The organism is Phormidesmis sp. 146-12, from assembly GCF_052939495.1.
Genome location: NZ_JBJPHS010000194.1, coordinates 1 through 6489, shown reverse-complemented (window position 1 = coordinate 6489; position 6489 = coordinate 1). Strand labels below are relative to the sequence as shown.

Annotated in this window: 9 protein-coding genes and 1 tRNA gene; 9 read left to right on the top strand and 1 reads right to left on the bottom strand. The window is 51.0% G+C overall.

Annotated elements, in window-relative coordinates; all coding sequences use genetic code 11:
• Window positions 1-357: 357 nt before the first annotated feature.
• Window positions 358-431 (bottom strand) — tRNA-Pro (locus ACKFKF_RS33910).
• A 97-nt stretch (window positions 432-528) separates the two neighbouring features.
• Between ACKFKF_RS33910 and lipA the strand changes: the two genes are divergently transcribed.
• From lipA to ACKFKF_RS33865, 9 genes are all read left to right on the top strand, one after another.
• A complete protein-coding gene (gene lipA / locus ACKFKF_RS33905; RefSeq protein WP_446871769.1) occupies window positions 529-1407 on the top strand; it encodes a lipoyl synthase in 879 nt (292 codons plus the stop codon).
• A gap of 5 nt (window positions 1408-1412) precedes the next feature.
• Window positions 1413-2351, top strand: coding sequence for an NAD(P)H-dependent glycerol-3-phosphate dehydrogenase (locus ACKFKF_RS33900; protein WP_446871770.1), 939 nt, complete (start codon window positions 1413-1415; stop codon window positions 2349-2351).
• A gap of 220 nt (window positions 2352-2571) precedes the next feature.
• Complete coding sequence (locus ACKFKF_RS33895; protein ID WP_446871768.1) at window positions 2572-3084, top strand: DUF2808 domain-containing protein; 513 nt, start codon at window positions 2572-2574, stop codon at window positions 3082-3084.
• Between the two features lie 142 nt (window positions 3085-3226).
• The gene (gene rpmH, locus ACKFKF_RS33890) at window positions 3227-3370 is read left to right on the top strand and encodes a 50S ribosomal protein L34 (RefSeq protein WP_446857208.1); all 144 of its coding nucleotides are present in this window, start codon (window positions 3227-3229) and stop codon (window positions 3368-3370) included.
• Between the two features lie 37 nt (window positions 3371-3407).
• Window positions 3408-3770 (top strand): ribonuclease P protein component, encoded by a 363-nt coding sequence (rnpA, locus tag ACKFKF_RS33885; RefSeq protein WP_446871767.1) that lies wholly within the window; start codon window positions 3408-3410, stop codon window positions 3768-3770.
• Entirely contained in the window at window positions 3760-4152 is a 393-nt protein-coding gene (locus tag ACKFKF_RS33880) for a PH domain-containing protein (RefSeq protein WP_446857206.1), read from the top strand. Before rnpA ends, ACKFKF_RS33880 begins: the two co-directional genes overlap by 11 nt.
• A 145-nt stretch (window positions 4153-4297) precedes the next feature.
• A complete protein-coding gene (yidC, locus tag ACKFKF_RS33875; RefSeq protein ID WP_446871766.1) occupies window positions 4298-5434 on the top strand; it encodes a membrane protein insertase YidC in 1137 nt (378 codons plus the stop codon).
• A gap of 1 nt (window position 5435) precedes the next feature.
• Window positions 5436-5942: a Jag family protein gene (locus tag ACKFKF_RS33870; protein ID WP_446871765.1), complete on the top strand. Its 507-nt coding sequence runs from the start codon at window positions 5436-5438 to the stop codon at window positions 5940-5942.
• A 113-nt stretch (window positions 5943-6055) separates the two neighbouring features.
• Window positions 6056-6489 (top strand): YceD family protein (locus tag ACKFKF_RS33865; RefSeq protein ID WP_446871764.1); only part of this gene is annotated, 434 nt, incomplete at its 3' end.

The window sequence follows — 6489 nt, the reverse complement described above, 5'->3', positions numbered from 1 at the left end:
TATTGGTCAATACCCGTACTCACTTGATTCATCCCTTTGTTCAGCAACGCCGAATTAAAAATTTATTGCCTGGACGCGAAGGCGCTGTGGGTTTCTAAGCTCGATATCGACGCTATGAACTTTCTCAGTGCAACTTATCTGGACGCTTGCGTGATTTGGCTCAATTGATCACACGCCCAAAGCTTTGAAGTCTGCTTAGAAATTCTTTGTTAACGTGAATTCGAGGAAACCTTTCGCTACGGTTATTAATTTGGGCAGTCCCCAAGTAGATGAGTCCAAAGGTTATTGAAATGGAGTTCACAAGCCAGCCCGGCCAATGACCTGCCAATTGCTCTGAAGCACTACAGCCTTTAAAAATCGGGATGATAGGATTTGAACCTACGACCCCCTCGTCCCGAACGAGGTGCGCTACCAAGCTGCGCTACATCCCGGTTAGTCAATAATAGGGTAGCACGATCGACCCAACACAGAGAATCCTGCCCAACAACTTGTTAAACTAATTGATGCACAACTTTAGGGTAGGCAGGCGTGGTTGTAAAGCCAGACTGGTTAAGGGTTAAAGCTCCTCAATGGGAGCGAGTCGGCAACGTCAAAGAAATTTTGCGAGACTTATCGCTCAACACGGTCTGTGAAGAGGCCTCGTGCCCCAACATTGGCGAGTGCTTTAACGCAGGGACGGCGACGTTTCTAATCATGGGGCCAGCTTGCACGCGGGCCTGCCCCTATTGCGACATTGATTTTGAGAAGAAGCCACAGCCACTAGACCCCACCGAACCGACGCGACTAGCCGAAGCCGTGCGACGAATGCGCCTCAATCATGTGGTGATTACTTCTGTCAATCGAGATGACTTGCCAGATGGCGGAGCGGCTCAATTTGTGCGCTGTATCCAAGGGATTCGGGCCGTCTCGCCTCAGACGACGATCGAAGTTCTCATCCCTGACCTCTGTGGCAATTGGGACGGGCTGGCTATCATTCTCCACGCCAACCCAGAAGTTCTCAATCACAATACCGAAACGATCGCTCGGTTGTATCGGCGAGTCCGACCTCAAGGCGACTATGCGCGATCGCTCGACCTGCTCAAACGCACCCGCGAAATCAGTCCGCACACCTACACCAAATCTGGGATCATGGTCGGTCTGGGTGAGACAGATGAAGAAGTCCGGCAAACGATGCGCGATCTGCGAACGGTCGATTGTGACATTCTGACGATCGGGCAATACCTCCAACCGAGCCAGAAACATTTGGGTGTTCAGACCTTTGTGACTCCTGAGCAGTTCGATCTCTGGCAGGAATATGGGGCGGCGATCGGCTTTCTGCAAGTCGTTTCTTCACCGCTCACCCGCAGTTCTTATCACGCAGAACAAGTCAGGACGCTGATGCAAAACAACCCACGGGGGCACGGTTGAAGGTTGTGGTGATGGGGGCGGGTGCCTGGGGTTCGACGCTGGCGAATCTGGCCAGAGACAATGGGCATCAAGTTGAGGTGTGGTCGCGTCAGAGCGGCAACCTTCAGACCACGATCGAGAACGCCGATGTAATTGTGTCAGCGATTTCGATGAAAGGCGTAAGAGAGGTGATCTCAGGGCTACGATCAGCCCTCTCGCCTCAAACCCTTCTCGTCACAGCGACCAAAGGACTGGATGCCAATTCAGGAACGGCGATCTCTTCGAGTTACCCGCAAGGGGTCGCTTTGCCTCTTCTCCCGTCGCAACTCTGGCAAGCTGCTTTTCCTACTCACGCTGTCGCGATTCTTTCGGGGCCAAACCTCTCCAAAGAGATTCAACAAGGTTTGCCTGCGGCCAGTGTGGTTGCAAGCTCAGACTTACAGGCGGCGGAACGGGTACAAGCTGCCCTTTCTTCGGCTCGATTTCGCGTTTATACCAATCCCGATCCCCTGGGCGTTGAATTGGGGGGCGCGTTAAAGAATGTGATTGCGATCGCCGTCGGAGCCTGTGACGGTCTAACTCTAGGAACCAACGCCAAAGCGGCCCTCGTCACTCGCGGACTCGCCGAAATGATTCGCATCGGCACCTATTGGGGCGCAAAAGCTGAAACGTTTTATGGACTATCAGGCTTGGGCGATCTGCTAGCCACCTGCAACAGTGCCTTGAGCCGAAATTATCAGGTAGGTTATGGGTTAGCGCAGGGCAAACCGTTATCTGACGTTCTGGCTCAGTTAGAAGGCACCGCAGAAGGAGTCAACACGACGCAGGTGCTCATTCGACTGGCGGAGCAACAGAAGATTTCAGTCCCGATTTCGTCTCAAGTTCATCAACTCTTGCAAGGTGAAGTCACCCCTCACGCCGCCGTTTCAGCCCTGATGCTTCGTGACAGCAAGCCAGAAGTTTAGAAAGTTAGAACTAACCTGTAAAGTAGATGAACTCGGTGAGTCAATTTGCTTGTCTTAAATCAATCAGGCACCTTCTAGAGATTTCTTCGTCAAGACTTACGTCGCTCCTCACTGAGCCATTCCTTCTCTTTTGCTGCTAATGTCAATATTGATAAAGCTCATGAAACCCCCTAACCCTTGTTTTTTAGGTAAAACGCCTATGCTGCTCAGAGGATTTTCGATGCGACGTGTCGTTTCCACATTGGCGATCGCAGGTTGCCTCACGTCGGTTTTGCCGATCGTCGCCTTTGCCCAAGGCCTGCCCGGATTGACAATCTTTAGTGGAGTCAAGAGCGAAAACCAACTGAGCTACCGTCTTGATTTTGGTGGAAACTCTAACTCCTGGGATCGCTACCGTCTGCGAGTTCCCCGCGCCAAGATGAAGGTGGCTGTCGCTCAGTTTGCGATCGACTATCCCAACTACTTTAAGGGCACGTTTGATCCCAAAGATGTCGAACTGATGGTCAACGACAAAAAAGTCGCCATCGAAGAAGTCAAGTGGTCAAAAGAAAACTACGTGATTGAAGTCTTTCCTAAAGAACCCGTCCCCGCAGGCACCAACGTCGAACTGATTTTCTCAAACGTCAGAAACCCTAGCAGCGGCGGCATGTTTTACTTTAACTGCAACGTGCTGTCTCCCGGAGATGTACCTTTGCTGCGATCACTCGGCACCTGGATCATCACCATTAGCTAGTCTCAAATCATCTCAAACTTCTGAAGGGTGAAGGGTTTCGATCGAAGCGCTTCACTTTTTAGTTCCCACTCACTTTTTCAAGTGGTATATTTGTAGACTGTGGCTTTTTGACAGTCACTTACCTTTAGCTAGAGCAACCACAATGACCAAACGCACTTTAGAAGGAACCAGCCGTAAGAGAAGAAGAGTCTCTGGCTTTCGGGCGAGAATGAGAACCCCCAACGGTCGGCGGGTAATCACGGCTCGAAGAAAAAAAGGTCGGGCACGGCTTTCGGTTTCTGGTTAATTTCTGAATCTTTTGTAGAGGCAGGGCGAGGTCTGAGATGGCATTGCCCAAAGCAAATCGACTCAAACAACGGCGAGACTTTGGGGCTGTCTATCAGCGAGGTCTGCGTCGAAACTCAGCTAACCTGGCGCTCAGGGCACTGCGTCCCCGCCAGAAGGATGAGCAGTCGCCCTCCCAGATTGGCATCTCCATCAGCAAAAAAGTCAGCAAACACGCTGTTGTGCGAAACCGCATTAAACGGCAGATTCGAGTGGCTTTGCGCCAGTTACTTCCTCTCATCCCTCACGGCTGGAAAGTCGTGATCGTCGTTAGAGAATCCGCGATTAAGTGCGATTACTTCCAATTTCTGCAAGAATTAAAGCAGTTGTTGGTAGACGCTGAGGTGATAAATGGCGATTAAAGAAGAGGTTTATTACGAAGGCGGCCCTCATGTCGGTGATTTGATTATCGGTTTGTTGTTGGCGACTACGGTGATCTGTATTCCCTTGACGATCGGTTCAGTTGTCCGAGCGCTCTGGCTGCGGTATAGAATTACAAATCGGCGGATTACCGTCACAGGTGGATGGATGGGTCGCGATCGTACCGATCTCATTTATTCCGAGATTGTCAAAGTCGTCACCGTTCCCCGTGGGTTGGGTGCTTGGGGCGATATGGTTGTGACGCTGCGAGATGGCAGTCGGTTAGAGCTTCGCTCGGTGCCCAAGTTTCGAGAAGTCTACGACTATATCAACGATAAGCTGTCCGATCGCGCTAAAAAAGCCAGTGGTGCACTGGGCAAGTAGGGAATTCCGCTTGTCTATGGACGGTTAATGATAGGGTGTACAGGCTAGACTGGGACGTGGTGTGCCAGCTAGCGTACACGCCGAGCCACATCAACTCGATCAAACTCGGCAAACTCAGAATTCTCTTTAGGTAGACGTAAGGCGAATGGACTTCGGTATAGGCTTTCTTTCCAACAACGTAATGCTGCCGATCCTAGACTTTTTCTATGGGATCGTGCCCAGCTACGGTTTAGCGATCGTGGCACTAACGCTGGTAATTCGCTTTGCGCTTTACCCCTTGAGTGCTGGCTCGATTCGCAGTATGCGCCGCATGAAGGTGTCTCAGCCTGCCATGCAAAAACGAGTTAAGGAGATTCAAGAGCGCTACAAGGACGATCCTGCCAAGCAGCAGGAAGCCATGAGCGCAGTTTATAAAGAATTTGGTAATCCCCTGGCTGGCTGCTTTCCAGTGGTGCTACAGATGCCCGTTCTGTTTGCGCTATTCGCCACTCTGCGGGGATCACCCTTCTCCGACGTGCCCTACACTTTCAACTTTCAGGTGACCCCCACGGGTCAGGTGGAGCAGGTTCAGGCTTTTGTGACCCCGCCTCAAAACATTTTTGTAGCTGACGGCGTTCATGCAAAGATTGCAGCGATCGCTCCCAGTGGCACTCAGTTAGCCGTTGGCGAAAAAACTAAAGTTGAGTTTCAGACTAACGACGGTAAGCCGTTTGATGCGCTGGTGTCTGAGTATCCTGACAGCAATCTCAAGCCAAAGTTCAAAGTCACCAACGGTGCAGAGCGAATCAAGCTGAACGACGACGGCACGATCGAAGCCCTTCAGCCCGGAGATGCCACCCTTCAAGCGATTGTTCCAGGACTGGCGGCTGATAAAGGATTTTTGTTTATCGATAAGCTGGGACGTGTAGGCGCGATCGACCCGGATGGAGCGCTGCACTGGGACATCATTGGCATGGTGATCTTTTTTGGCGTTAGTTTATACATCAACCAGTTGCTCTCAGGTCAGAGTAGTGGGCCGAGCAGCAATCCTCAACAAGATACCGTCAACAAAATCACGCCGATCATCTTCTCTGGCATGTTCCTCTTCTTCCCACTTCCGGCTGGGGTGTTGATGTACATGGTCATCGCCAACATTTTCCAGACGGCTCAAACTTTTGTCCTGTCGCGTGAGCCTCTACCCGAAAATCTGCAAAAAATTGTGGACGCAGAAGCGGCAAAGACGAGCAAAGAAAAGGGGTCTGACGATCTACCATTTGAACCCGGTCGTAAAAAGAAGGCTTAACATGGGCGATCAGCTTCAGCAAAGAGGTCAGGAGTGGCTAGAAGAATTCTTGAAGTTAGCAAGTCTTCCAGCACCTGTGACGACCCAGATGAGAGAGACATTTTCCGAGGCGAGTTGTTGGCTGACGATCGACCAGTCTGCCCTTCAAACTGACCAGGTTGATTCTTTAATCGGAACCGATGGCGCAGTGTTGGACTCGATCCAATATCTAGCAAACTCCATTCTCAATCTGGGTCAAACAGGCGAGTTGCAGGGTGCCTATACGATCGAGCTTGCGGGCTATCGAGAACGCCGTCAGCAAGCGTTGCTAAAGATTGCTGAACAGGCTGCTGAACAGGCTCGACAAACTAGCGCAGAGTATGAAATCAAATCGCTGTCCTCTGCCGAACGGCGACAGATTCACACCATTCTCAAAGACAGCCCCGATCTGGAAACGTTTAGCCGAGGGCAAGAACCCGATCGTCGTCTAGTTGTCCGTCCTGTACAGCCTGATCAGCCTCAAATTTAATCGTGGAGTGGGTCAAACACCTCGTTCAGCAACGCCTAAAATAGAAGTATGTAATGGTTGCCTGTGCTGAAAATGTGCAGGCATCTTAGTTTTTAATAGGATTGCCTCAATTCATGGAAGCGATTTACATTCCTCGGTTGACCCAAGCTCCTGAGCGCAGCCAGGCGATCGAGTTCAAAGAGATTTTGCCTAACTTGCCCACTTTGACTCCCGTGCAGGGCGTTTTGAAAGTCACCCATCAGGGCAACTATCTCGAAATTTCTGCTCAAGCGGAAACGATTGTCACACTCATGTGTCACCGTTGTTTACAACAATTTAACCATCGTCTCTCAGTGTCAGCGTCTGAGATGCTCTGGCTAACTGAGAAAGAAGCACAAGTTGAAGAACTGCCCCTCGATCGCGACCTTTCAATGGATGATTTGATTGAGACGCTGCCCCCCAACGGGTACTTTGAGCCTTCGGCGTGGCTGTATGAGCAGTTGTGTTTAGAGATTCCGCAACGTCAGATTTGCAGTCAGGACTGTCAGGGAATTGAGGTGAAAAAGGC

What these genes read in the sequence shown, in the direction of transcription:
- rnpA (WP_446871767.1), top strand. Translation starts at nt 3,408, where the DNA reads ATGGCATTGCCCAAAGCAAATCGACTCAAACAACGGCGAGACTTTGGG.
- yidC (WP_446871766.1), top strand. Translation starts at nt 4,298, where the DNA reads ATGGACTTCGGTATAGGCTTTCTTTCCAACAACGTAATGCTGCCGATC.
- ACKFKF_RS33895 (WP_446871768.1), top strand. Translation starts at nt 2,572, where the DNA reads ATGCGACGTGTCGTTTCCACATTGGCGATCGCAGGTTGCCTCACGTCG.
- ACKFKF_RS33880 (WP_446857206.1), top strand. Translation starts at nt 3,760, where the DNA reads ATGGCGATTAAAGAAGAGGTTTATTACGAAGGCGGCCCTCATGTCGGT.
- rpmH (WP_446857208.1), top strand. Translation starts at nt 3,227, where the DNA reads ATGACCAAACGCACTTTAGAAGGAACCAGCCGTAAGAGAAGAAGAGTC.
- ACKFKF_RS33870 (WP_446871765.1), top strand. Translation starts at nt 5,436, where the DNA reads ATGGGCGATCAGCTTCAGCAAAGAGGTCAGGAGTGGCTAGAAGAATTC.